The organism is Mesorhizobium sp. M1088, assembly GCF_040318575.1.
Lineage (GTDB): Bacteria > Pseudomonadota > Alphaproteobacteria > Rhizobiales > Rhizobiaceae > Mesorhizobium.
Genome location: NZ_JAMYMO010000037.1, coordinates 14,248 through 37,604, shown reverse-complemented (window position 1 = coordinate 37,604; position 23,357 = coordinate 14,248). Strand labels below are relative to the sequence as shown.

The 23,357-nt window shown below is 59.0% G+C and carries 19 protein-coding genes and 2 pseudogenes; 4 read left to right on the top strand and 17 right to left on the bottom strand.

The window, feature by feature from the left end; all coding sequences use genetic code 11:
• Positions 1-8: 8 nt before the first annotated feature.
• The 5 genes and pseudogenes from NKH49_RS27960 to NKH49_RS27940 all read right to left on the bottom strand — a co-directional run.
• Positions 9-257 (bottom strand): annotated as a pseudogene (locus tag NKH49_RS27960) (carbamoyltransferase N-terminal domain-containing protein); the annotation flags it as partial.
• Positions 258-292: 35 nt separating this feature from the next.
• Positions 293-889 (bottom strand): nodulation methyltransferase NodS, encoded by a 597-nt coding sequence (nodS, locus tag NKH49_RS27955; protein WP_031212099.1) that lies wholly within the window; start codon positions 887-889, stop codon positions 293-295.
• A 48-nt stretch (positions 890-937) separates the two neighbouring features.
• The gene (gene nodC, locus NKH49_RS27950; RefSeq protein WP_352756525.1) at positions 938-2,296 is read right to left on the bottom strand and encodes a chitooligosaccharide synthase NodC; all 1,359 of its coding nucleotides are present in this window, start codon (positions 2,294-2,296) and stop codon (positions 938-940) included.
• Positions 2,297-2,310: 14 nt separating this feature from the next.
• Positions 2,311-2,967 (bottom strand): chitooligosaccharide deacetylase NodB, encoded by a 657-nt coding sequence (nodB, locus tag NKH49_RS27945; RefSeq protein ID WP_352928837.1) that lies wholly within the window; start codon positions 2,965-2,967, stop codon positions 2,311-2,313.
• Positions 2,964-3,557 (bottom strand): NodA family N-acyltransferase, encoded by a 594-nt coding sequence (locus NKH49_RS27940; RefSeq protein ID WP_023678262.1) that lies wholly within the window; start codon positions 3,555-3,557, stop codon positions 2,964-2,966. Before NKH49_RS27940 ends, nodB begins: the two co-directional genes overlap by 4 nt.
• Positions 3,558-3,827: 270 nt before the next feature.
• Here NKH49_RS27940 and NKH49_RS27935 point away from each other — a divergent pair, with 270 nt between their 5' ends.
• Positions 3,828-4,850, top strand: coding sequence for a LysR family transcriptional regulator (locus NKH49_RS27935; RefSeq protein WP_352586917.1), 1,023 nt, complete (start codon positions 3,828-3,830; stop codon positions 4,848-4,850).
• A 93-nt stretch (positions 4,851-4,943) separates the two neighbouring features.
• On the opposite strand, the pseudogene NKH49_RS34995 reads toward NKH49_RS27935, so the two are convergent.
• From NKH49_RS34995 to NKH49_RS27920, 4 genes and pseudogenes are all read right to left on the bottom strand, one after another.
• A pseudogene (locus tag NKH49_RS34995) lies at positions 4,944-5,188 on the bottom strand (IS1634 family transposase); the annotation flags it as partial.
• Between the two features lie 414 nt (positions 5,189-5,602).
• Positions 5,603-6,634 (bottom strand): LacI family DNA-binding transcriptional regulator, encoded by a 1,032-nt coding sequence (locus tag NKH49_RS27930; protein WP_352853879.1) that lies wholly within the window; start codon positions 6,632-6,634, stop codon positions 5,603-5,605.
• Positions 6,635-6,936: 302 nt separating this feature from the next.
• Entirely contained in the window at positions 6,937-8,265 is a 1,329-nt protein-coding gene (locus tag NKH49_RS27925; protein ID WP_352853877.1) for a dicarboxylate/amino acid:cation symporter, read from the bottom strand.
• Positions 8,266-8,319: 54 nt separating this feature from the next.
• A complete protein-coding gene (locus NKH49_RS27920) occupies positions 8,320-8,529 on the bottom strand; it encodes a hypothetical protein (protein ID WP_156937379.1) in 210 nt (69 codons plus the stop codon).
• Between the two features lie 735 nt (positions 8,530-9,264).
• Here NKH49_RS27920 and nifA (NKH49_RS27915) point away from each other — a divergent pair.
• From nifA (NKH49_RS27915) to NKH49_RS27905, 3 genes are all read left to right on the top strand, one after another.
• Entirely contained in the window at positions 9,265-11,037 is a 1,773-nt protein-coding gene (nifA, locus tag NKH49_RS27915; protein ID WP_352615324.1) for a nif-specific transcriptional activator NifA, read from the top strand.
• Between the two features lie 235 nt (positions 11,038-11,272).
• A complete protein-coding gene (hisC, locus tag NKH49_RS27910) occupies positions 11,273-12,412 on the top strand; it encodes a histidinol-phosphate transaminase (RefSeq protein ID WP_352853874.1) in 1,140 nt (379 codons plus the stop codon).
• 127 nt (positions 12,413-12,539) lie between these two features.
• Entirely contained in the window at positions 12,540-13,544 is a 1,005-nt protein-coding gene (locus NKH49_RS27905; protein WP_352928849.1) for an LLM class flavin-dependent oxidoreductase, read from the top strand.
• Between the two features lie 614 nt (positions 13,545-14,158).
• On the opposite strand, the gene NKH49_RS27900 is transcribed toward NKH49_RS27905, so the two are convergent.
• From NKH49_RS27900 to nifA (NKH49_RS27865), 8 genes are all read right to left on the bottom strand, one after another.
• A complete protein-coding gene (locus NKH49_RS27900; RefSeq protein WP_352928835.1) occupies positions 14,159-16,054 on the bottom strand; it encodes an ABC transporter ATP-binding protein in 1,896 nt (631 codons plus the stop codon).
• Entirely contained in the window at positions 16,054-17,922 is a 1,869-nt protein-coding gene (locus NKH49_RS27895) for an ABC transporter ATP-binding protein (RefSeq protein WP_352825246.1), read from the bottom strand. The genes NKH49_RS27900 and NKH49_RS27895 overlap by 1 nt, the downstream gene beginning before the upstream one ends.
• A 73-nt stretch (positions 17,923-17,995) precedes the next feature.
• Positions 17,996-18,901 (bottom strand): SIR2 family NAD-dependent protein deacylase, encoded by a 906-nt coding sequence (locus tag NKH49_RS27890; RefSeq protein ID WP_352924232.1) that lies wholly within the window; start codon positions 18,899-18,901, stop codon positions 17,996-17,998.
• Between the two features lie 38 nt (positions 18,902-18,939).
• The gene (nifT, locus tag NKH49_RS27885; protein ID WP_023678250.1) at positions 18,940-19,152 is read right to left on the bottom strand and encodes a putative nitrogen fixation protein NifT; all 213 of its coding nucleotides are present in this window, start codon (positions 19,150-19,152) and stop codon (positions 18,940-18,942) included.
• Positions 19,149-19,469 carry a nitrogen fixation protein NifZ gene (locus NKH49_RS27880; RefSeq protein ID WP_352639920.1) on the bottom strand — a complete coding sequence of 107 codons (321 nt, stop codon included), beginning with the start codon at positions 19,467-19,469 and terminating at the stop codon, positions 19,149-19,151. Before NKH49_RS27880 ends, nifT begins: the two co-directional genes overlap by 4 nt.
• A gap of 99 nt (positions 19,470-19,568) precedes the next feature.
• On the bottom strand, positions 19,569-19,763 hold the full coding sequence (locus NKH49_RS34990) for a 4Fe-4S dicluster domain-containing protein (protein WP_023678248.1): 195 nt from the start codon (positions 19,761-19,763) through the stop codon (positions 19,569-19,571).
• Between the two features lie 32 nt (positions 19,764-19,795).
• A complete protein-coding gene (gene nifB, locus NKH49_RS27870) occupies positions 19,796-21,274 on the bottom strand; it encodes a nitrogenase cofactor biosynthesis protein NifB (RefSeq protein WP_352928832.1) in 1,479 nt (492 codons plus the stop codon).
• A 238-nt stretch (positions 21,275-21,512) separates the two neighbouring features.
• A complete protein-coding gene (gene nifA, locus NKH49_RS27865) occupies positions 21,513-23,276 on the bottom strand; it encodes a nif-specific transcriptional activator NifA (protein ID WP_352928830.1) in 1,764 nt (587 codons plus the stop codon).
• Positions 23,277-23,357: the final 81 nt, after the last annotated feature.

The window sequence follows — 23,357 nt, the reverse complement described above, 5'->3', positions numbered from 1 at the left end:
CTGGCGGTTGCTGTTGCCTGCCGGACCTGAAACTGTGACTCGTCTTCGCCATACCAGCCGTCGATAACGAACTGATCGACATCACAAGGATTTAGCCCCTGTTCCGCCAAAGCGGCGACAATTGCGTCGAGATTATCGATGGTTTGGTAACGCGGATTGTTGTGCCGCTTTTCCTGCTCTACGCAGAAGACGAGCCGTCCATCCTCGACAAGGGCGATCGCCCCATCATGGGTCAGCTTGGTACCACAGATGCGCATAGTGTCTCCACGTTAACGGCGATAGATTCGATTCATCAGGAAGCGGAAAGCGGGTTCCGGAAACGGACGAGCAAGCAGTCTTCGTTGACCGACTCGCCCCGACACTCAAGACGCTCTACCTCGATCAACGTTTCGTTCAGCATGGCGATGACCGGCTCAGCACCAGCGGCGTGACCCCAGCGACGGCAATTAGCATCCCTTGCCGATCCGAAGATCAGATGCCCGCCTGGCGCAAGCACCCGCACCAGGTTTTTGACGGCCGCGCGCATCTCGGCTATGTCTTCGAGGTAGTATAGGACCTCCGCCACAACGATCAGGTCAAACAACTCGTCGGTCGAAAACTGTTGAACATCGGAGACTATCCAGTTGATGCGCGACGGCTCCTTTATCCGTTGACGTGCTCGAGCAATCGCTTGCGCCACGACATCGATGACGGTGAGCCCTTGGCAGTAGGGGGCTAGTTTTTCCGTGAATGCGCCGGCAGCGCACCCGACTTCGAGGGCATTTGTAATGGAGCCTTGGGCAAGCGCCAGCTGGAGCATTTGCGTGTGGCGCTCCCGCTCGAACGGATTGCGGTCGAGGCGCCACGGATCGTCTGCGGCCAATTCCCGATCGAGCAACTGATGATTCATGTTCTGGGTCAAACTCGTCCACCTCTCGTCCACCTAGGTAATTAGCGATCACTCGTCGCCGCAAATGTTGCCCGAAAGCGCTAATCCCGAAGAATCCCGCCCAAGATTGAGCCTGCGAAGCGGAGCTGCATGCGGTGAGAATTCTGCCCTGCTTGATCCAGTGATCGGAGTTTGGGTGGGGGCCTGTTTTCCCCCAGTGTTCGATGTAGCGACAGCAGAGCTTCGCGACAGCCAATCGCTATTGCTCAATGTACACAGCGCGTAGGCCTTCAAGGGAAGTAAGAGAAAGATGTTGATGAACGTGTGCAGGGAAAAGCCCAGAAATCGAAACTGTCGAGCACGAACTGCTACCACGCTGCATCGGACCATGGTCATGGACACAATCATCAGTCCTGTCCACCAAGGCACAGTGCCTGTCAGTGCGAAATGTGCGAGGCCCGTTAGTACCGATAGGGCGAGGAGTAGCGCCCCGAGATTCTGTCCGACCACGTCCAACGTGAGATAGCTATTGAGGCCGGGCAGCAAGCGCAGCCCAAGCAGCGTGTCCCGGAATGTGCTTCGTGCCCAACGGAGTTGTTGGCGCAGATACGGTCCGAGTCTGTTCGGAACGACTGTGGCCGCGATGGCGCTCGGAACGTACTCGGTTCGAAAGCCTGCTTTCAGCATGAGGATAGTGAGATGGCGATCCTCACCGAAGTCGCTTGGCTTGCCCCGAAAAAATTGCGACTCGTACTGGTCCAGTAACAAAAGGAGCGCAGACCGGCGGTACATGGCACATGGGCCGCAACAGCACATAACGGCACCGAAGCGAGCCTGTGCCGCGCGCTCCTCGTTGCAAGCCAGCCAGTACTCCATGTCTATCAGCCTGGTCAGCCAGCTCTCGCTCCGGTTACTGGCCGTCAACTGACCCATGACTGCGCCGACCGCTGGATCTCGCATCTTCGGTACAAGCTTGGTAATGACGTCGGACGCGAGTATCGTGTCTGAATCAACGTTAAGCACCAAATCCCCGGATGAGCGGCGTATCGCGGCGATCTGTGCCTTGCGCTTTCCAACATTCTCGGGAAGCAAAATGATGTCGAACCTAGGGTCGCGCGCGTAGGTTTCGTGGACAGTTCCTACGGCTTCGCGATTTCCAGAACCGTCATCAACCACATAGACCCGAAGTCTTCCGGCGTATTCTTGGTCTGCAATGGAAGCCAGGCACTCTGAAAGCGTGCGCGGATCCTCGTTGAAGCAGGGGACGATGACATCCACGCTGGGCAGTTGATCGGAGCCGACGAGATCCTCCAACGCCGATGAGTCGTTTGTCGGCAGAGCATAAATCCCCTGCATGCTCTTATAAGCAGTCGAGAGCAGTGCATATAGCGAAATGGCCACAGTGCTGGTTGTACCAAGAAGAGTCATGGGATCTCGTTTGTTCAGTGATGTTGAGGAAGTGAGCGGATTACAAATCCGCGCTCATGAAGTGCTGGAATCAGCCGGGACAGCGCCGTGACCGTCTGGTCGCGCAGACCGGCGTGAGCGCCCTGGCTCAACTCGCCGGGAGGGCATCCGTCGTGTAAGAGTACGATTGCGCCCGGCCGGACAGAGGCGAGCACGGTATCGATAATCGCGTCGACCCCAGGGCGAGACCAATCTCGAGGGTCGACGGACCAATGGAGGGCCGTCAGCCCGGCGATCTTTGACGCTGTGAAGACTTCTTCGCTCCAGGCGCCGTAGGGCGCGCGAATGTAGCGCACCGAGGCCTGAGGGCACGCCCTCATGATGGCGCCGTTCGCTTCATAGATCTCACGTTGCACTTCGCCGAAGCCGCATTTGTACAGATCCGGATGAGTCATCGTGTGGTTGCCTAGCTCGTGCCCTTCTGCAAACATTCGTTGGATTAGATCCGGGTGCTCTAAGGCGTAGGCGCCGATGACGAAGAAAGTCGCCGGCACCCGCTGCTCTGCCAACACATCCAGAATCTCCGGTGTGAAAAGTGGATTGGGACCGTCGTCGAACGTCAGATAAACGCTGCGACGGCTGGTGCCGTCGGAGCACTCACGGCGCACTTCGTAGCAATCGGGACGGCTCATAGCTCTGGTCCGTTCCGATCGATCATTGCGCCGGTGGGCCATTCGCTGATCGGTCGTCCAACTGGCAGAACAATGACGAGTGCGTCATCGATGCGTGTGGGCGGCAGGTCGAGGCGCGCCTCTGGTCGGGTGGAGCGCACGCGAATTCCCGACAAAACAGCCAAAGGGCTGTATCGCCGCCCGAACCTCTCAACATGATTCCGCAGCGCGTCCCGGACGGTTCCGAAAGCGAATGGAACGCCAAGCTCCTGCAGTGTTGGAAGCATGACATGGATCGAATGGGCGATTCCGAGGCCCTCAAGATCCGGACGTACCCCGTACAGGCCCAGCTCAGCCACCAATAGATCGACCGCGTCAACCTTGACGAAACGGCGCAGTATGCCCATATGGGCCGCTACACCGCTCGAATCATAGGCGATTACGCGGAGTTCAGGCCTGGCTCCGGCCCAGCTTCGACTACCTTCGAACGGTTCTGCGTTGCACGCCCCAGTCGGCCCATAGGTATTTCGAAAGAACTTGGCGAGCTCGACATGGTCGGAGAGCTGCAACTCATTTTCCCAGCACAACTTCCACTGCACCTGCGAGCGCATTCAGGATCTCTCTTTCTTATTAGTTTCTTGCGGGCCGCATTACCCGGCCAAAGCGGCGGCGTTGTTTGACTGCACTCAACCGTTGTCGTTAGCGAAGGTGAGCCAGCCGGTCGGGCTCGCAAATGAGCTCTCTCGATGTTCCCGCCCGTGTCGCGGCGCCGTCGATTTGAGCTTGACGTCGGTCATTTACGTTCCTCTAATGCATGGTTCGTAAATTCGTAAAATTGATTGTTTAGATGATACCCATCCACACGCTGGATAGATCAGGACATGCGTTTTAAGGGGCTGGATCTAAATCTCCTCGTTGTGCTGGACGCTCTGATCAGGGAACGTAAAGTCACCGCGGCGGCCCGGAGTATTAACCTGAGCCAGCCGGCCATGAGCGCCGCCGTCGCTCGGTTACGCGCCTATTTCAGCGATGAGCTATTTGCGATGAACGGCCGCGAGCTCATTTTGACACCGCGCGCGGAGGGGCTCGCCCCAGCAGTCCGGGACGCATTGCTGCACATCCAGCTATCGATTATTTCCTGGGACGCCTTTAACCCAGCCCAATCGGATCGTCTCTTCCGAATCATGCTTTCCGATTACCTCACGCTCGTATTTTTTAAGAAGATCGTAGAGCGTGCTGCGCGGGAAGCTCCCGCCGTCCGCTTCGAATGTCTGCCTATTTCCGACGACCCCGAGGAGCTTCTCCGGCGCGGCGACGTTCATTTTCTGATTATGCCGGAAGTGTTCATGTCGAAACATCCTCGCGCAGCCCTGTTCGAAGATATGCTCGTATGCGTAGGCTGCGGCACGAACAAGCAGCTGTCAGAGCCACTTACATTCGAGCGATACTTGTCCATGGGGCATGTTGTGCTCAGATTCAGGCACACCCGGCAGCCCACCATGGAGGAATGGTATTTGCTCGAGCACGGTTTCGAGAGACGTATCGAGGTCGTCGTACAGGGCTTTAGCATGATCCCGCCCGTTGTATCAGGCACCAACCGCATCGGGACCATGCCCTTACGGCTGGCGCAGCATTTCGCAAAAACAACACCCCTGCGGATTGTCGGACTTCCGCCGCCACTTCCTCATCCCGCATTCACGGAGGCCGTCCAATGGCCTGCGCTTCACAATACTGATCCGGCAAGCCTGTGGATGCGGGAAATGATGTTGCAGGAGGCATCTCGCCTGGCGCCTTTGCTTGAAATTATTGAGCGTCTCGGGCACGCCGGATCCGACCTTGCCGTTGTTGGTACCGAATTGACTGCCGCCTCCGATTTCGCGTGCGAAGTCCCAGAAGAGATTTAGCCCCACTTAAACACCGGCTGTAAGAATAATGTCATTAATCAGCATGTTAGGCGCGCGCCGGCGCGTGTTACCACTACCTTTTTGGGGGTGATCTCAGGCGAGTTGTTTGTCGAGGTGTGTCGCAGAGCGATGCCAGCTGCCTTCAAGACGTTGCCCACTTTTGCCGTGACGTGGTGGTGACGACGCGACCATCCCTTTCGATGGTGGCTCCTGGAGGCGGTCGCGGAGGAGCGGTTGCCATTCGGGGCAGAGCGGCGCAGTTCCTTGCTGAGTACGAGGGCCAGGAACGAGCAGAACACATGCCCGGTTGGTGCTGAGTTGACTGCCGCCTCCGATTTCGCGTGCGAAGTCCCAGAAGATGTTTAGCCCCACTCAAATGCCAACTTTGCCGGCCTTGCCGCGGCTTTTCACGCGCGGCCAGGCGAGGAGATGGCGGTCGACGAGGTCGATCCCAATGGACTGTGCCGGCCTCGCTCGGCTACTGGCGTGAGGCATCCTTGACGACACCGCCCTGCACCGACAAAGTCGAGATGTTGGCAATGAAGCCGGTCGAGGTCGACGCTGCGGATGTAGGGAATTTACCTCGCGCTTCCGCCTGAACGCGCGGCCGATCCGTTCACTCAATCGGCGCTTTCATCCTGGGCCGCGGCTGAGGCCTGTGGGGTGCGGCTACCCCGCGTGGATCGGATCATCAATCAACTTTCTCTCATTTATGAAAGGAAACTCCCCGCTTACGATAGAATCCATCAGCTTCATATATTTTCCGGCAGATGGATGTCGAACGGCAGAAATGTCTGTCCTGGTGTTTCAGCAGTGCCGGTCTCGATAGCCCGCGTCATCAGCGTTATCAGCTCCTGGGAAAGCCGGCGCATTGGCGTGGCGACCGCCATCGTGATGATGTTATCTGCGAGTGCCGCCCGAGATTCCGGCGTGATTTCATTCACGATCGCGACGAGATCGCGACTTTTACCCTCTTCCCGGACCGCGGAGATGGCGCCCTCCATGCCGCCGCCGGCGACATAGAAGCCGACGAGCTCGGGTTCCCGCTGCATGAGATCAAGCGTTGCCTCGTAGGTGACCTGCCGTTTCTCCAGGTTCACAAGCGGATCGAGTACCTCGAACGTCGGCGCGTTCTCACGGCAATAGGAGCGAAAGCCGACGTCACGGAGCTCGTGCCCCTGGAAACGATGGCTGCCGACAAACACCGCCACCTTGCCGGGCCGTTTTGCGACCTTGGACACCATCCAAGCGGCCGTGCGCCCCACCTTGCGGTTGTTGAGGCCGATATAGCCCTGTCGCACGCCGGCGGCGAAGTCGGAAAGCAGCGAGAAAACCGGAATGCCTTTGGCCTTGAGGTCCTCAACCGCTGCTGTAATTTTCGGGTGGTCCGGTGCCACCATCGCGATCGCATGGCAGCGTGCGCCCAAATCCTTGAGCGGTGCGATTAGGTCGCTCGGCATATGTGACGGGGCGAATTGGATGAGCGGAATGCCGTGGAAGGACTGGGCCAAATTGACCGACGCTTCGACCTCGCGCGCAAAGTGTTGGTAGAAATGCTGGGCCGGTTTTCTCAAGATGAAGCCCAGACGGTAGCACGGTAGGTCTCGCCGCAAGCGCTGCTTGATGAGCCCGGCAGCATGATAGCCGATCGCGTGGGCGGCGTCGTGGACCCGCCGCGCGGTCTCCTCGCGCACCGGATGGCGGGCGTTCAGAACCCGATCGACCGTTGCTACGCTGACTCGGGCTTCGCGGGCGAGATCGGCAATTGTGGGGCGCTTGGTCATGGGTCCTATTCTGATTGGTTTTTGACGCAGGCTGGCTCTCTGTCACCTAGCGCGATTCGACAATGGTTTCGGGTGGGCAAAGTGAAGACGCCCGCATACTGAATGATCGACAGCGTATCGGACTACTCCAGACGTAGACCGGCCGGGTATAACGGAAGGTTCATTCGCTTAGGGCGGCGATGATTTGCACTCACACATTTAGCGCTTCTGATACATGGTCCGTGAGGCGCCGTTTAGAGCCTGCGAGTCGATCGTTCAGGTCATGTGACCAGCTTGGCGAAACCGGTCGCGGTGCGTCGCCCTTACTCGGCGGAGGGTAGCCGGTTTGATGCCTCGGCAAGCTGATGACCGCAGAAGGCGGCTTTCATCTGCGCTCGGTCCAATTCTCCTTCCCAGCGGGCAACGACGAGGGATGCCACTGCGTTGCCGACGCAATTCGTCAGCGCCCGGCATTCGGACATGAAGCGGTCGATGCCGAGTATCAGTGCCATCCCAGCAACGGGAACACTCGGAACTACGGCGAGCGTAGCAGCCAGGGTGATGAAGCCCGCACCTGTCACACCTGCAGCGCCCTTGGAGGAAAGCATCGCAACGAGCAGCAGCAGCACCTGATCGCCGATTGACAGATCCGTGTTCGTCGCCTGCGCGATGAAGAGGGCCGCCAGGGTCATGTAGATATTCGTGCCGTCCAGATTGAACGAATATCCGGCCGGGATGACGAGACCCACAACCGAACGCCTGGCGCCCGCCTTCTCCATCTTCTGCATGAGCGAGGGGAGCGCGGCCTCCGAGGAGGACGTTGCGAGGACAAGCAGCAGCTCTTCCTTGATGTAGCGAATAAGAGAACAGATCGAAAAGCCGTTGTAGCGGCAGACCGCGCCGAGAACCCCGAACACGAAGAGGAAGGCGGTGAAATAAAACGTCGCGACCAGCATCGCGAGGTTGACGACCGAACCGATGCCATATCTACCGATGGTGAAGGCCATTGCGCCGAAAGCGCCGATCGGCGCGGCTTTCATCAGAATGCCGACGAGCTTGAAGACAGGCGCGATGAGCGCCTGAAGGAAGGAAACGACAGGCTTGCCCGTCTCTCCGGCCATCGCGAGCGCCATGCCGAACAGAACCGAGAAGAACAGCACCTGCAGGATGTCGCCTTCCGCGAAGGCACCGACAATCGTTGGCGGGATGATGTTCATCAGGAAGCCGGTGACCGACTGCTCGTGGGCCTTTGCGGCATAGGTATTCACGGCCTGGACATCGAGCGAGGCCGGATCGATGTTGAGGCCGGCGCCAGGCTGGACGACATTGGCGACGATGAGGCCGACGATCAGCGCCAGCGTCGAGAAGGTGAGGAAATAGACCATTGCCTTGCCGGCGACCCGGCCGACCTTGTGAAGATCGTTCATGCCGGCAATGCCGGTCGCAATTGTCAGGAAGATGACAGGCGCGATGATCATCTTGACCAGCTTGATGAAGGCATCACCCAGCGGCTTCAGGCTCTCGCCGGTCCCCGGATAGAAATAGCCAATTGCGACGCCTAGGGCGATGGCGGCAAGCACCTGCGCGTAAAGCTTGGCATAGAAGGGTTTGCGGGGCGCGGGACTCGCGCCGCGGACTTGTGCAGCTGACACTGTTTCTCTCTCCCTGACCGGATCGAGGTGGCGTGACTTCTCCCGGGCTTCTCCCTATCGCGGCGCTCCGGTCGAACGCTGCACCAACGCCGCCGCAATACCCATGCCAAATGGATCCGCATGACCTGAACTGACGTTGGGCTCGCCAATGATGGGATGAATGCGGTGGCACAAGACGGGAATGACAAGGCCGCCGTCCAGCACGCGCTTGATGTTCTCCGGCAGATTGCCGGTCGATCTCTCTGGCTTGCGGTTTTGCTGCACATCGTGGCGGGCTCCTCGGTTTGCCGACTTTGGGAAGGGCCGCATCGCTGGCACCAGGGCGCAGAATTGCCGTGTTCTTTGCCGCGCTCCCGCTGCAGCGACAGCTTGAAAGCGACGTCGAGACGTAGGGATTGACGCCGCTGGTGCTGACCGCGACGATGCGGTTCAGAAGTTCCGAGCACCGCCGAGAAAGCCGCGCTCGACCGCCACCTTCGCGCCTTCACACGCGACGCCGCCGCCTTATCTGCGTCATCAATATCGAGGAAATGGCGGTTGCCGCGACCGACCAGTGTCGTCGGCAGTGATTATCGCTCCCGCCCCTGGTTCGCAGGCGCTGGTGACTGGCACGGCCCGGCAACTCGGCGCGGTCAGCCGCTCGGGCACCGCATCGCCGGCGCCGTATTTCTGTCGTTCAACATCGCCGACAAAAATTAGAACTGATGAATTCTATCATAGGCCGCGAGGTTTCCTTTCACGAATGAAAGAAAGCTCGATTGACTATCCCGCCTCGCTCCAGTCTTTTGAAAATCAACGTGTGGTTGCCCCCGTGCAAGCCGAGAACGTGGCCAAGCTTCGTGGAGGGAGAGCCAAGCGATGCGTCAGGGGTCGACCCGCTTTGCACTCGACCACACGGCGGTGGCACGAGTTCACGTCAGAGCATTTTCGCGCTTGCCCGCGACGTCGCGGGCGCACATGCCGCCGGCATGCATTTCATGGCGCGAGATCGAGGATCATATGCACCACAACATTCCCAAATCAGAACAAAATGCCAGCGAGTGCCGCATTTCGCTTCCGGATGCGAAAAGGGCTTACCCAAAGTCCGAGATGAACACCGCGGTCCCTTTTGTGCCATCGCACGAGCACGCGCTTACAGGCATCTTCGAAATATCGAAAGTACTCACCGACCCCGCCCGGCTCGAAGTCACGTTGGCCAAGGTCGTCGATCTCCTGCCCTCGTTTGTGCAGATGCGGCACGGCATCATCGCTCTCTTCGACGCTGAGGGCGTACTGGACATCACCGTAGTCACCGGCTGCGACGAGAACAGCGATGAGCGCTCCCGGATGCGCCTGCCGCGCAAGGCAATCGATCTGATTGTGACGACGGACACGCCGCTCGTCGCCGAGAACATAGCGGTGCATTCGGCCTTCACTGCCGCTGACATAGAGGTGCTTGGGGCCTCCGACACCGTGTCCTTCATCGGCGTTCCCATTCGTGTTGATGGGAACGCCGTAGGCACGCTGACTATCGACCGCGCCTTGGACAGCAGGTCAACGTATCGGCTCGATTATGATGTCCGGCTGCTCACCATGATAGCCAACATGGTGGGACAGACAGTCAAGTTGCACCGCTTCTCCGCGGGCGACCGCGAACGACCGACGGAGGTGGAAGATGGGCTGCAAACGCAATTCTCTGATGTCAAGCACCCTGCACCGCAGCGCAAGAAGGTTCACGTCAAGGGAATGATTGGCGATAGTCCGGCGCTAAGCGCGCTGCTCGAGAAGATCGCAGTTGTAGCTAAGGCAAAGACCACGGTTCTGTTGCGAGGCGAATCCGGTACCGGGAAGGAGCTGGTCGCCAAGGCAATTCACGAGTTGTCGCCGCGCGCCAAGCGGCCCTTCATCAAACTCAATTGTGCAGCGCTGCCAGAGACAGTCCTGGAATCCGAATTGTTCGGTCATGAGAAGGGTGCCTTCACAAGCGCGTTCAATTCCCGCAAGGGTCGCTTTGAGCTCGCCGACAAGGGGACGTTGTTTCTGGATGAGATCGGCGAGATCTCGGCCTCCTTCCAGGCAAAGCTACTGCGCGTGCTGCAGGAGCAGGAGTTTGAGCGCGTCGGCAGCAACCAGACCATCAAGGTCGACGTTCGCGTGATTGCCGCCACGAACAGGAACCTTGAAGAGGCGGTTGCAAGGAATGAGTTCCGCGCCGACCTATATTATCGCATCAACGTGGTTCCCTTGCTGGTGCCGGCGTTACGCCAAAGGCGCAGCGATATTCCGCTCCTCGCAGCTGAGTTTCTCAAGAATTTCAACGATGAGAACGGCCGTACGCTGACCTTCGACCCGCGTGCGATTGAAGTACTGATGAAATGTGAATTTCCCGGCAACATTCGCGAGCTTGAAAATTGCGTGCACCGGACCGCGATCCTGGCGGAGGGACGATCAATCGGGAGAAACGACTTTGCGTGCTCCCACGACCAATGCTTTGCCGAGGCGCTGCGGAAGAGCAGATCGGGCAAGGCCGCGCTGCAACCAGCGCCAATCCTGCCAGAGGCAGTGAATCCGGCCACGCCGCCGGATGCGGCCGCTCGTTCGGCCGCCACCACAGTCCCGCCTGCCGGAGCAACCCACTCATTGGGCGCGAGGACCACCGACGCCGAGCGCGTCATTGCTGCCATGGAAAGATGTGGCTGGGTGCAGGCAAAGGCGGCGCGCCTGCTTGGACTGACCCCGCGCCAGATTGGCTACGTGCTGAGGAAATACGGCATCGAGGTCAAGCGTCTGTGAAAGCATGACTCAGGCGGATTAGCTGAGACCGCTTAGCGGCTTGGCCCGCGCAGGGATGCAGATCCGCGTCCGCGTCAAGTCGATCCGACCGAGGACAGCCTGGCCGAATTCCCGTGGCAGCCGGCGTTGCGACCATCTTGTGAAAGGCGACGCTGCCATCGTCAATCCGTCCGCCATGTTGCTCTCGTTGCGAGCTCATACGGATGCCCCTGTGCGACTGAAACGGAGATAAAATATGTCCGATGCAAAACTGCAAGCTGTGCTTTCGTCTCTTCCGCAAGGGACGCGACAGTTAGATGCTCTGCCGTCCAACGGACCAGCGCCGGACAGAAGTTTTGTCAAGCTGAATACGAATGAGAACCCGTTTCCGTTGCCGCCAATCATAATGCAAAGTGCAGTGGCGGCCCTCCAGCGCCAGTATCTGTATCCGGACGACGATAACATCAGCTTGAGGGAAGCAGCGTCCAATACCTATGGCGTATCCACGGATCAGGTCATCGCAGGCAATGGGTCGTCTGAACTGCTCGGACTCATCTACAGAGCTTTCCTCGCCCCTGGCGACAAGGTGGCGATGATATCGCCAGGGTTTTCGTTCAACCGCAAACTTGCCATGTTGCATGGTGCTGAGTTTCTCGAGATCGGATGTCAAACTCGTTCGCTGCCAATGGAGCAATTGCTTTCCGGTCCGGCAAAAGACGCCAAGTTCATTCTGGTGGCCAATCCAAACAATCCGACCGGAACATTCCTCTCGATAAGCAATATCGAACGCCTCGTGGCACAATCGGATCGCCTGGTCGTCCTTGATGAGGCCTACGTCGACTTTGCACCCGATCACGGGCTGCGCCTCATCAACCGTTATTCGAACCTTCTGATCTTGAGAACATTTTCGAAGAGCTATGCCGCCGCCGGCATTCGCGTCGGTTTCGGTTTCGGTCACCCTGAGATTATTGGCAGGCTGCGCAACATCCAGAACGTCTTCAACATGAACGTGATCGGGCATGCGGTTGGTATCAGCGTGCTTGCGCATCGCGGCGCCTACGCAGAGAACCACAAGCACATCAGACATGAACGACAGCGAGTGACAGCCGCACTGTCGCAACTTGGATTTTCCGTAACGCCCTCCCACGCAAATTTCTTGCTAGCCCGTGTGCCAGCGGGACAGGACGGCTCATGGTGGCAAGCAGCCTTGGAAAGGCAAAAGATACTCGTTGCCTACTTTCCGGACAATGGTTTGGAACATTGCATCCGCGTCAGCATCGGCACAAAAGAGCAATTGGATGCATTTCTTGCTGCCGCTCGCGATATAGTTGGAAGCTTAAACATACCAAGCACCACGGGCAGGGGAGCGCCAGGCTCTTCTCGTTCGGTACGCTGACGCTAATCCGATATCACACATTGCTATCTTTAGACTTGCTTGGTCACCCAAGCACGACAACATTTTTCTTTAAAATCGGGGACAATATCGAGTCACAAACGTCTTTCCTTCAAACCTAGCCTTCGGCATCTTCGATCATCTGGACGAGGACGGCCGCGATATCGCCCGGCAGTACGAAGATCGCCTGATATTAGCAGAGGCGTGCGATCAGCTAGGGTTCTATGCCTATCATCTCGCAGAGCACCACTGTACCCCCCATGGGAGAGGTCCATCGCCGAATCTGTTCTTATCGAGCGTCGCCCAGCGCACCCGGCGCCTGCGTCTCGGACCCTTGGTGATGCTGCTTGCGCTTTATCATCCGCTGCGTGCGTTCGAAGAGATCTGTATGCTGGACCAGTTGAGCGGTGGCAGGCTCGAACTGGGCATAGGGCGCGGTGCTCTCCCGATCGAATTGGGTTACTTCGGGATTGGTGCGGACGCGGTGCCGGGCCGCTATGCGGAAGCCAGCGAAATTCTTGTTGAAATACTTGTTAATGCCATGAAGGTTGGCACGCTGTGCTATCAAGGCCGCCATTTTGAGCTCAATGACGTTCCTTTGACGCTAAGACCTCATCAGCGTCCACATCCGCCGACATGGGTCGCCGCCAATCGACCCGAGTCCGCAGCCTGGGCCGCTGCGAATGGAGCAAACATCGCGTGTGTAGGGCCTTCCTCTTCTGTTCGCAAAACTACAGATGCCTTCCGCGCCTATCGAGAGGACAACACTGACACGGGCGATCGAGCGCTATTTATTGGATTGCTCCGAATGGTGGTGATTGGGCGTTCTGAAACAGACGCGTATTCGATCGCGGCACCTGCTTACGAACGATGGCTCAAGAGCTTCCAATTCCTTTACGACCTTAATGCCATCCCGACTCCACCAAACCTGCCGCTGACCTTCAATGAGGCAGTAGAGCGTGAATTGTGCGTGGTAGGATCAGCAGAATCTGTGCGAAAAGCTCTGTTAGATCAGTTGGAAGAGGCAGGTGCCAACTACCTGCTTTGTCAACTGGCATTTGGAAATTTGCCGCTAGATGCTTCCCTGTACACCGCGACGACCATTCAATCCGAAATCATGGCTCGACTTGTCTGACCGTGAAATTCGCGGTCTGATCTGAAGGTTAAATCGTTGTAACAGCGCTCCCTCACATCCACGTGCTCGAGCGTGCACGTGGTGGGGCGGGCAATCGGGAGGGAGGCCAAACTGACCACGAGCCGGCGGCACAGATTACCAGGGGTTTGTGCGTTGGCTGGCGTCTGGGCCATCGTGTGAACCTGCACGATCCTAAGAAGATGATGGCCGAGCGCGTCACGATGCCGGCACGCGTCTGCTCGTCGCGCTCGCGCTAGTCGTTGCCCATAGCCCGCCGCAGAGGTTCTTCTCGACCGGGGCGGCGCCGGTGCGGCGCCCAGATCCAGCTTCATCAGTGGCTCGGCGGTAGCAAAGCCGTCACTCGCTACGGCGCTGTTGAGGGCGCGCTCGCGAGCGGCTTTGCTACGCCGAGCGACACCACCTGGAGCGAGTTCGCCCGATGTCGCGGGGTGCACCGCGGTCGGATAACGACGCTGGAGGAAATCGTTCGCAGCCGGTCTTCACGATCCGCGCGAGTGCTTTGCATGAATGCTGCCTGCTTCCTCGTCTGCGGCGGCCTGAGTGTCCGCCGGCACGCCCGAAGTCAATGCCAGTACCACAAGGCCGCCAAGACGTCAGGTCTGGGAGCCGGCTTGTACGGTCATATCGTGTTCGGGCATATCGTCAAAGGAGGCGTAGTTGAGATTGTAGAGTTTGGAATACAGGCCCCCCATGGCTATTAGCTGATCGTGGTTGCCAGTCGCAATAACTTGGCCATTCTGAAGCACGATGATGCGGTCGGCACCCCGGGTCGTGGCAAGACGGTGGGCGATGACGAGGCCAGTGCGGCCTTCAAGCAGCTTTATCAGAGCCTTCTGAATTTGCATTTCCGTGTAGCTGTCGATGTTGGCGGTAGCTTCGTCGAGCACGAGGATCTTGGCGTCGGCGACGAGGGCGCGGGCGAAACTGATAAGCTGGCGCTGGCCGAGAGATAAGTTGTCGCCGCGTTCGCCAAGTTGGGTCTCATACCCATCGGCGAGGCTCATGATGAAGTCGTGGGCGCCGACCGCCTTGGCCGCCTCAATCACCTTGTCTCGCGTGGCCTCTGTCTTGTGGTATCGAATGTTCTCGAAGACCGTCCCGGTGAACAGGAATGGCTCCTGCAGCACCATGGCGACCTGGCGGCCGAGCGATTCCTGGGTGAGATCGCGCACATCATATCCGCCGACCAGCACTTGGCCCTGCTGAACATCATAGAAGCGGTGGACCAGGGCCATCGCACTCGATTTGCCAGAACCGCTCGGCCCGACCAGTGCGACCGTCTCGCCGGGATTGACCCGGAAGGAGACATTTTTCAGCACCGAACGGTTCGGATTGTAGCCGAAGGTGACGTCCCTGAACTCGACCGAGCCGTCCATTTCGGGCGAAAGCACCTCGGCATTGGGTTTGTCCTGAACATCGATCTTGACGTCGAGCACATCGGTCAGGCGCTTGCCTGAGGCCATGGCGCGCTGCATGACCGAATATTGCAGGGTGAGTGAGCGGATCGGGTCAAAGAAGCGCTGGATGTAAAATAGGTAGGCAACCAATACGCCCACATCTATGCGGCCATTCATGACCATCGAGCCGCCGACCACAATAACGGCGGCCATGGCGAGGCCGGTGAGGCCATCGACGATAGGCACCATGACCAGTGCATATTTGGCAGCGATCAGGTGGGTCCTGAGGTTGGCATGGGCCTTGTCGTCAAAAAGGATGAAATTCACCTGCTGGCGGTCCATTGACTGGACGGTGCGCACGCCGTGAATGGCTTCGGCCAGCGCGCCGTTGACGACGGAATTAGTCTCGTGTGCGGCCATGAAGGCGTCGCGGGCACGCGGCAGCCAGACAATGCGGACGATCACCAGGACCGGCAGAACCGAGAGCGTCAGGAGGCCGAGGCGGAAGTCGAGCCACAGCATTACGAAAACGATGCCGAAGAGAAGCGCAACATCGCCTACGGAATATACCGAGGTTTCGAGGAATTCCTGTATGGAGTTGACGTCGCCTTGCAGGCGCGACATGAGGCGTCCGACCTCGGTCTTGTCCATGAAGGAGAGCGAAACCTTCTGCAGATGGCCAAACATGGCGCGGCGGATGTCGAACAGGACAGTTTCGGCCACTTTCCCAACCACGGTTTCCTGCATGTAGCCGGCAGCGAAATTGACCAAAATCGCCAAAACGAACGCGCCGACGGCCGCGAGCTGGGCTGAGCGATCGGTCCTTGCCGGGTTCATGCCCTGGTCGAGCGCGTAGCGGATGATCAACGGGATGAGAAGCTGCGTCCCGGTGAAGATCAGCATTGCTGCAATCGTGATGACTACCCTGGCCCGATAGGGACGGACGAAAGCCCAGATGCGCCGGAGGATGCTCTTGTCGAAAGCCCGGCCGAACATCTCCTCCTCGATGCGGTGCGAGCCGACAACCGCGCGCGGAGGGCGTCTGCCGTCGTCACGTTCGGCTTCGACTTCGCCGGCGCGGCCCTGCGCCATCAGCGGGCGCCCCCATACTGGGTCATATTGTCATCACCCGGGCGCGTCTGGAGATCGTAAAGGGCCCTGTAGCGTCCCCGCTTCGCCAAAAGCTCTTGATGCGTGCCGCGTTCTACGATTTCGCCGTTATCGACAAAAAGGATCTGATCGGCATGCACAAGCGCACTCAGCCGGTGCGCGATGATGATCGTCACCCGATCCTTGGCGAAGCGCCGCATCGCCGCGCGGATGCGCTGCTCGGTGCCGGCATCGATCGCGGCCGTTGAGTCGTCGAAAACGACGACGGAGGGGCGCAGCATCATGGTGCGAGCAATCGTGAGACGCTGGCGCTGGCCGCCAGAGAGAGAGACGCCGCGTTCGCCCACGACCGTCTCGTAGCCTGCTGGGAGCCCGAGGATGTAGTTGTGGAGCTGGGCGAATTCGCCAGCGCGTTCGATTCGCTGTCTCTTCGCCCAGGGATCGCCATAAGCGATGTTGTTCTCGATCGTAGTGGTGAATAGGAATGCATCCTGCTGTACGACGGCGACCGCCTTGCGAAGCGTCGCGAGGGTGACATTGCGTACGTCCTGGCCGTCCAGCGTGATGGCGCCACCGGTCACGTCGTAAAAGCGGGGGACCAGATGAGCCATCGTCGATTTGCCCGAACCCGGCGGACCGACGATCGCGATCGTCTCGCCTCTACGGGCCTCAAAGCTGAGGTTCTTCAAAATGGCGCGGTTTTCGGCGCTGGGGTACGCAAACGAGACATTGTGGAAGCGCAGAGTGCCGTCGCTTATCTCGAGCGGTCTGGCCTCGAGAGCATCCCTGATTGTGATCTCCTGGTCGAGGAGACCGAAAAGCCGCGAACCGCAGCTAGAAGCGCGGGCAAAGGCATTGACCATGAGGCCGATCTGGCGGACTGGCATTTGCAGGATTGTCATGAAGGTCAGGAAGGTCGCCACCGTTCCGACGCTGATCTCGCCAGCGACGAGCTTGCTGCCACCGATCCAGAGCACCAATCCCATTGCGAAAAAGAAGGACAAGGTCATCGCCGACGTGCTGGGCACGTAGATGTCAACGCGGTCGTGGGCGAGGTCGAGCGCGTTCTTGGAAGCGCCGTCGAACTTCAGCATCTCGTAGGCTTGAGCCGCAAAAGCGCGGACCACGCGGATGCCTGCGAGATTTTCCTCCATCACGCGGCTTAGTACCGAAAGCCGCTCATGCAGGTCGAGCCAGGTGGCGCGCAGCCTAAGCTGTGTGGCCGATGAGCGCCAGGCGACAAAAGGCACGAAGCTCAGCGCGACCAGGCCGAGCATGGGATCGGTCGAGATCATCATGTAGGCGCCGATCCCGATCAGCATGGTGAGCAGGAGCACGCGAACGAGCGCGGTGGAAAAATACATCCGCACGCCTTGGAGATCGAGCATTCCGATGGTGATCAGATCGCCTGAATGGACCCGGTCGTGAAAGGAAAAGCTGAGACGCTGGATCTTGTCGTAGTAGGCGAGCCGCAGTTCGTACGCGACATGATGCCCGACGGCTTCGGCAAAATAGTTCTGCGCCATCGTGAAAAGGCCGCGTAGCGCGCTGACGGCGAGCAGCAGGAGAGCCGGGGTCCAGAGCGCTTGTCCTGCCGCGGTCCCCGCGACACCGCCCCCGATGGCTGTCTGGGTCTGGTCGACGGCCCGGCCGAGAAGCTGGGGAATGAGCAACTGGAGGATTGCCGCCATGATCGTCGAGCCCATAGCGAAGGCGACCTGCCAGGGATGCCGCAAATTCATACGCGTGATGCGCAACAGCGTACTCAAATCCCTGCCCCAGCGCGCCGCTTCCACATGGGTCAACGAATTCAGAGCGTTCGTTGCGCTGCCGATAGCATCACTGCTCACGGGTGTATTCCCGACTGCATTTTGCGCCTTCGAGGCAAGCCGAAGGACCAATCATCAAAGGGGCCCGCCATTGTTAATCCTGTCCACCACCTGCAGCAGTGCCCGTTCCTATAAGCCGAGCCGCGGCTTCACTTACTGGCATGTCGATCACCGTGATTCCGCTTGCCGCAAGGAAACGCGCTTCGTTTCTGGTCAGCGTTTCCGCGTCCATTACCGCGCAATGTGGACCTCGGGAGCGCTTCATGATCTGCCTGGCGTAGGTGCGCAGCATCTGATCGTTGAAGCGGCAGCCAACGAAGAAAAATCCACGGGTGATGCGCCCTTCCTTCACCACGTCTGGGATCGGTGTCTGGATATCGATTTCGGTCAGGACTTCGACATAGTCGGAATCTGCGACGAGAAAGTTTTGCGCCGGCCTAATACTCCCGTGAGGTGTATAGAGAACCGTCTTTGCCCCCGATCGGGGGTCGAGTTCCCTCCCGGACAGATCGTAGGTTTTCGTCCAAATGTCCCGGATTTCGTTCGCCCGCGTGACGCCTTGTATCTCAACGACGTCCGTTCGGCCGGTCTCTACGAGAGCCGTGCGCATCGCGCCGTCGTACCAGCTGTCGACGATGAGGGAGAGCGGCAGCCTTGCGAGCCAGGCGTGGAGGAGGGTCGGCGCCACCGGCGCTGCGAATATGTCGGTCATCCAAGCTTGAAGCGTCCGGCGATGCCGGCGCTGTTCGATGAACTGCGCAACCGACCACATATTGGTGCGGATCCTGGAAGGGGCTGGCGCCCGTGCATTGAGTGCCGCGGCAACGACCTCGGGCGTATGCGGCACAGGCGGTTCCGCACAGTTGAACCCAAGAAGACCCGGACCGAGATAGGGGATCACCTGATCGGCGGCGAGCGCTTCCTTCGCCAGGTCAAGCAGCTTTTCGGCAAAACTGTCCCGCACGATGACCAGGTGGCCCGATGTCAGGATCGTGTTCATGCTCGTTTCCTCGCGACGCACCTTATGAACGGGCAGCATCAGTCCTCTTCGGAAACCTTCCTTGCCTCGACGGTGATCGGCAGACGCGTATCCCGTGGAAGATCGGGTAGGAGGAGCCGCCACCCGTTCCTGAGCGTCACAGTTCCGCCCCACAACTCTTCCTTCTCAAGCTTGATGATCGGCTCTTCGAGGTCCTTTTTGGGGACATACGCCGACAAGCCAGCATCGGTCCTGCGGATCATGACTTTCATCTGGCCGTCCCTTCATTGGTATTGTTTTCAGCACTGCAGGGCGCCTCGGCTTTGTCGAGGCTCATCAGTTCACGCGCTCGCATGCCGACGACGGTGCCACGGTCGATCCATTCGACCGCATAGATGAAGAACTGCTGGAGAAAGGTGCCAATGTCGCGCACATATCCCTCGTCGCCCTTCCGCACGAGATTTTCGCCGATCTCCCTGCCAGGATAGGTGCCGTCATTCTTTATGTGGCGAGTGGCACGTACCCGCTCTCCCGGTATGAATCGTGGAGGCCTGCGGATTTCGACCTCCTCTTCGCGTCCGAGCGACATGTCCGTTCCCTGATTTCTCTTGAGGCTGCAGATTGTGAACAAAGGCGTTCCAGGCGTCCTGCGAAGGCATCCCCGACCATGTCGGCAGCCCAATGTTCGTCACGCAGGAACGCAGGTCTTCGGCACCGGGCATACCGAGGCACATTGCTGCGCATCGAAGACCCCCTCGCACTCGGTGCACTTTTGCGGCTCGATCACATAGCTCTCGCCTTTGAACTTGATCGCGCCGGAGGGACACTCGAATTCGCAGGCGCCGCATTGGGTGCATTGGGACGCGATGATCTTGAAAGCCATTTTAACTCCTGGTCCGAATGGATGAGACGCGCTCAGGCCGTCGCCGCGAGTGCGGGGGTCCCAGACGCGGCCGCGTAAATCGCGCTGATTGCGGTCTCGATATAGTCGTGGGCATATGCGTCGGTGGCTTGGATTCCAGCGTCGGCGAGCTGATCCTGCGGGCAGTTTCCGATCTTGGCGCACAGCACGACATCTATGCCCTCAAGCGCAGCGATGACGCCATCGAGGGCGGCTTCTCCGCCCCAGCCGCCGAGACAATACTGCTCGACCTTGCGATGCCCGACAAAACTGATCCCTCTCGGCGAGGCTTGATAAACCTGGAATTCCTTCGCATGGCCGAAATGTTCATTGACGCGGCCGCCGCCCTTGGTCGCCACCGCGAAGAGAAGGGACTTGCGGGGGCTCGCTGCCTTGACCAATCCGATCGCTTCTCTCCTAGCCGCCACGTGATCACGGCGCTCCTCCGCGACCAGCTCCCGATAGGCCTTGCGATTGCTGGCATCGTAGGTGACCTCGCCGGGAATTCGGTCGACTGTGAATTCCTGGCCACGATCCTCTCCGAGCAGGCCGACGGCATCTGCCCGGCACTGCCGGCAGTGGCGCATCAACTGGGCGCCGCCTTCGACACGATCCTGAAGAGCCTTCATCTCCATTGCGTTTGGGCCGCGTTGCCCGCTCAGTCCGTAGTGCGTGCCGTGCGCCGGGTCCGAAATCAGCGGCATGAGGTTGTGCAGGAACGCGCCTCGCTCCTTGACCCATCTATTCACCTCGATCAGATGCTCATCGTTCACGCCGGGGATCATCACCGAATTGATTTTGGTGAGGATGCCGCGCGCGGTCAGCATCTCCAGGCCCAACATCTGCCGCTCGTGCAGGATCCGGGCGGCTTCGATGCCGACGTAGCGGCGATGGTCGTAAAAGATCCAAGGATAGATCTTTGCACCGACCTCAGGGTCGACCATGTTGATGGTGATCGTCACGTGATCGACATTCATGTCGGTAAGCTCATCGACATGGTCCGGCAGCGCGAGCCCATTCGTGGAGATGCAAAACTTGATGTCTGGGATTTCCCTGGCGACTCGTTCGAACGTTGCCTTCGTCTTCTTCCAGTCGTAACAGGCATCGCCAGGTCCGGCGATGCCGAGCACGGAAAGCTGCGGCACCTCGTTGGCGACCGCGATCACCTTGCGTAGCGCCTGGTCGGGCGTCAGCTTTTCGGAGACCACCCCAGGCCGGCTTTCGTTGGCGCAGTTATATTTGCGATTGCAGTAGTTGCACTGGATATTGCAGCCGGGCGCGACCGCGACGTGCATGCGCGCGAAATAGTGATGCGCCTCTTCTGAAAAGCAGGGGTGATCCTTGATCTTCTCCCAGATAGCCGGATCCGTGTCGTCCGGCTTTATCGACGAGCCGCAGGACGAAGACGCGCAGCCACCGGCTTTCACGGTGGCAAGCAACTGGTCACCGAATGTCGTGCTGAGGCTCTCAAGCGAAATTGCCGGTGCGGACATCGAACGGCTCCGTTGCTGGGTGAATGTCGCAGTTCAAACCGCAAGAGCTATGCCAGCTCAAAGAGCGGTTTTGGTTCACGAATTGGCTTTCGTGTCGGATTCCGTCGGATTACTCCGACACACCTTTGTCGGGCTTCCGACAGTGGACAAGCAAATCGGGTCGCGAAGGCTACCAGCCTTGGGCGCGAAGGGTGTGAGGGAGACTACTCCGGGCTTACGTTTGACGTCATCAAGACGTCTAGAATTTCTTCACCTCGATGCCATATCGGCGCAGCGCGTAGCCGATTTGCCGCGGCGTGAGGCCGAGGATACGAGCCGCCCTGGCCTGAACCCAACCGGCCTTGTCCATCGCGTCGATCAGCCGGTCGCGTTCCGTCAGACGCGGGGGACAAGCGGGATCGTTTGGATCGCCGGCCGCAAGGGGAGATACGTTGCCTGCGGAGGCACCGATGCGACTGGCCGGCAGCCGCAATCCGACCGGCACTGCGTTGACCCGTGCGAGATCGTCGATGGTATTGCCGCCATTCGAGCGGTCGACTCGCTTCCAGAGGAGCCAGGAAAGGCACTGGCTCTTCTTACAGGCGAAATCGGATGGCGTGATCGTCCTTGAACGCGCAAGTGTGGCCGTCCTTTGGACGCAGTTCTCCAGCTCGCGGACGTTACCAGGGAAGTAGCATTGCGAGATCAGGTCAAGCGCCGACGGCGCGAAGGCGAGTGCGCGATCGTTCTCCTTGTTGAATCGATTGAGGAAGGCGTTCGCAAGGCGTGGAATATCGCCGGGTCGCTCTCTGAGCGGAGGCAGGATAATTGGCACCACATTGATGCGGTAATAAAGGTCGGCCCTGAACTCCCCTTTTATGACGGCCGTCTCGAGGTCCTTGTTGGTGGCGCATATGAGGCGCACGTCGACCTGTAGCGTTTTGGTGCCGCCGACTCGCTCCAACTCGCCTTCCTGCAAGACACGCAACAGCTTGGCTTGAAAGGCCGGCGAAATCTCGCCGATTTCATCAAGTAGCAGCGTTCCCTCATTTGCCAATTCAAAACGACCGGCGCGCTGGGAGATAGCACCCGTGAAAGCGCCCTTTTCATGCCCAAACAGTTCTGACTCCAGAACGCTTTCAGACAGTGCGGCGCAGTTCAATTTGACGAAAGACTTCTTCCTCCGACGTGAGAGCTTATGGATGGCTTGCGCAAAGAATTCCTTGCCGGTGCCGCTTTCACCCCGCAGTAGCACGGTGGAATTGGTCCCTGCTACGACCGAGACGGTTTCGAGCACCTGCTTGAGTGCGGGGCTTTCCCCGATGATCCCGTCGATTTTGACATCCGCATGCCGGGCAGGGTCGTAGGTCCTCCCCTCGTTGGGCGATTTCTCCGGTCTCCATTGCTCATGGACAGACCGCTGACGATCTGTACTCAGGATGCGATGGAGACGGATCGTCCGGCCGACAAGGTTGGCGACCATCGTCAGGAAGTATGTGTCCTCGTCGTCGCGAAAGTCGGTGGCGCCGTCTCCGGCGCGGTCGATCGACAATGTCCCAAGGATTTTATGATCAGCCTTTAGCGGGATACCGATAAAGGCAATTGGGATGGTGCCGCTGCTCGAAGATGTTTGAAGGTCAGCCTGAAATAGTTGGGACTTGCGGACGTCCGGTATGAAGAGCGGCGTCCCCGTAGCGACGATTTGATCTGTTATGGCCTGTGGTATGACGCGGCGAGTGCCTGATTGAGGTGCGTGGGTATTGCCGGCAGTTGCGGCAATCTCCGGCTCTCCTTCAGCGTCCAGGACGACGATTGCTCCGTGACGCATCTGCAGAAACGAAGGCAGGATGTTCACGACATTGGCGAGCGTAATCTCCAGCTCGCTGGGGGCGGTCAGCACCTTCGATATCTCGTAGAGTCCCCTGAGCGCGATATCTGCTTGGGGCATGCTTTTGATGGGCGGTTCAGGGCGGGTATCCCGAGGTGCTACCTCGTCGACCCGATCTTGCGGTACGTGAGCCATGGAAACACCTCAGCGGTTGTCGTCCAGAGTGCTCCTCCTTTTGTGTCTGAGTCTGAATTCTGAAAGCACAGTATTCACGAG

Coding starts and splice junctions, on each gene's coding strand:
- nodS (WP_031212099.1), bottom strand. CDS start 889: ATGAATCATCAGTTGCTCGATCGGGAATTGGCCGCAGACGATCCGTGG.
- nodC (WP_352756525.1), bottom strand. CDS start 2,296: ATGACTCTTCTTGGTACAACCAGCACTGTGGCCATTTCGCTATATGCA.
- nodB (WP_352928837.1), bottom strand. CDS start 2,967: ATGAGCCGTCCCGATTGCTACGAAGTGCGCCGTGAGTGCTCCGACGGC.
- NKH49_RS27940 (WP_023678262.1), bottom strand. CDS start 3,557: ATGCGCTCGCAGGTGCAGTGGAAGTTGTGCTGGGAAAATGAGTTGCAG.
- NKH49_RS27935 (WP_352586917.1), top strand. CDS start 3,828: ATGCGTTTTAAGGGGCTGGATCTAAATCTCCTCGTTGTGCTGGACGCT.
- NKH49_RS27930 (WP_352853879.1), bottom strand. CDS start 6,634: ATGACCAAGCGCCCCACAATTGCCGATCTCGCCCGCGAAGCCCGAGTC.
- nifA (WP_352615324.1), top strand. CDS start 9,265: ATGCACCACAACATTCCCAAATCAGAACAAAATGCCAGCGAGTGCCGC.
- hisC (WP_352853874.1), top strand. CDS start 11,273: ATGTCCGATGCAAAACTGCAAGCTGTGCTTTCGTCTCTTCCGCAAGGG.
- NKH49_RS27900 (WP_352928835.1), bottom strand. CDS start 16,054: ATGGCGCAGGGCCGCGCCGGCGAAGTCGAAGCCGAACGTGACGACGGC.
- NKH49_RS27890 (WP_352924232.1), bottom strand. CDS start 18,901: ATGAACACGATCCTGACATCGGGCCACCTGGTCATCGTGCGGGACAGT.
- nifT (WP_023678250.1), bottom strand. CDS start 19,152: ATGAAAGTCATGATCCGCAGGACCGATGCTGGCTTGTCGGCGTATGTC.
- NKH49_RS27880 (WP_352639920.1), bottom strand. CDS start 19,469: ATGTCGCTCGGACGCGAAGAGGAGGTCGAAATCCGCAGGCCTCCACGA.
- NKH49_RS34990 (WP_023678248.1), bottom strand. CDS start 19,763: ATGGCTTTCAAGATCATCGCGTCCCAATGCACCCAATGCGGCGCCTGC.
- nifB (WP_352928832.1), bottom strand. CDS start 21,274: ATGTCCGCACCGGCAATTTCGCTTGAGAGCCTCAGCACGACATTCGGT.
- nifA (WP_352928830.1), bottom strand. CDS start 23,276: ATGGCTCACGTACCGCAAGATCGGGTCGACGAGGTAGCACCTCGGGAT.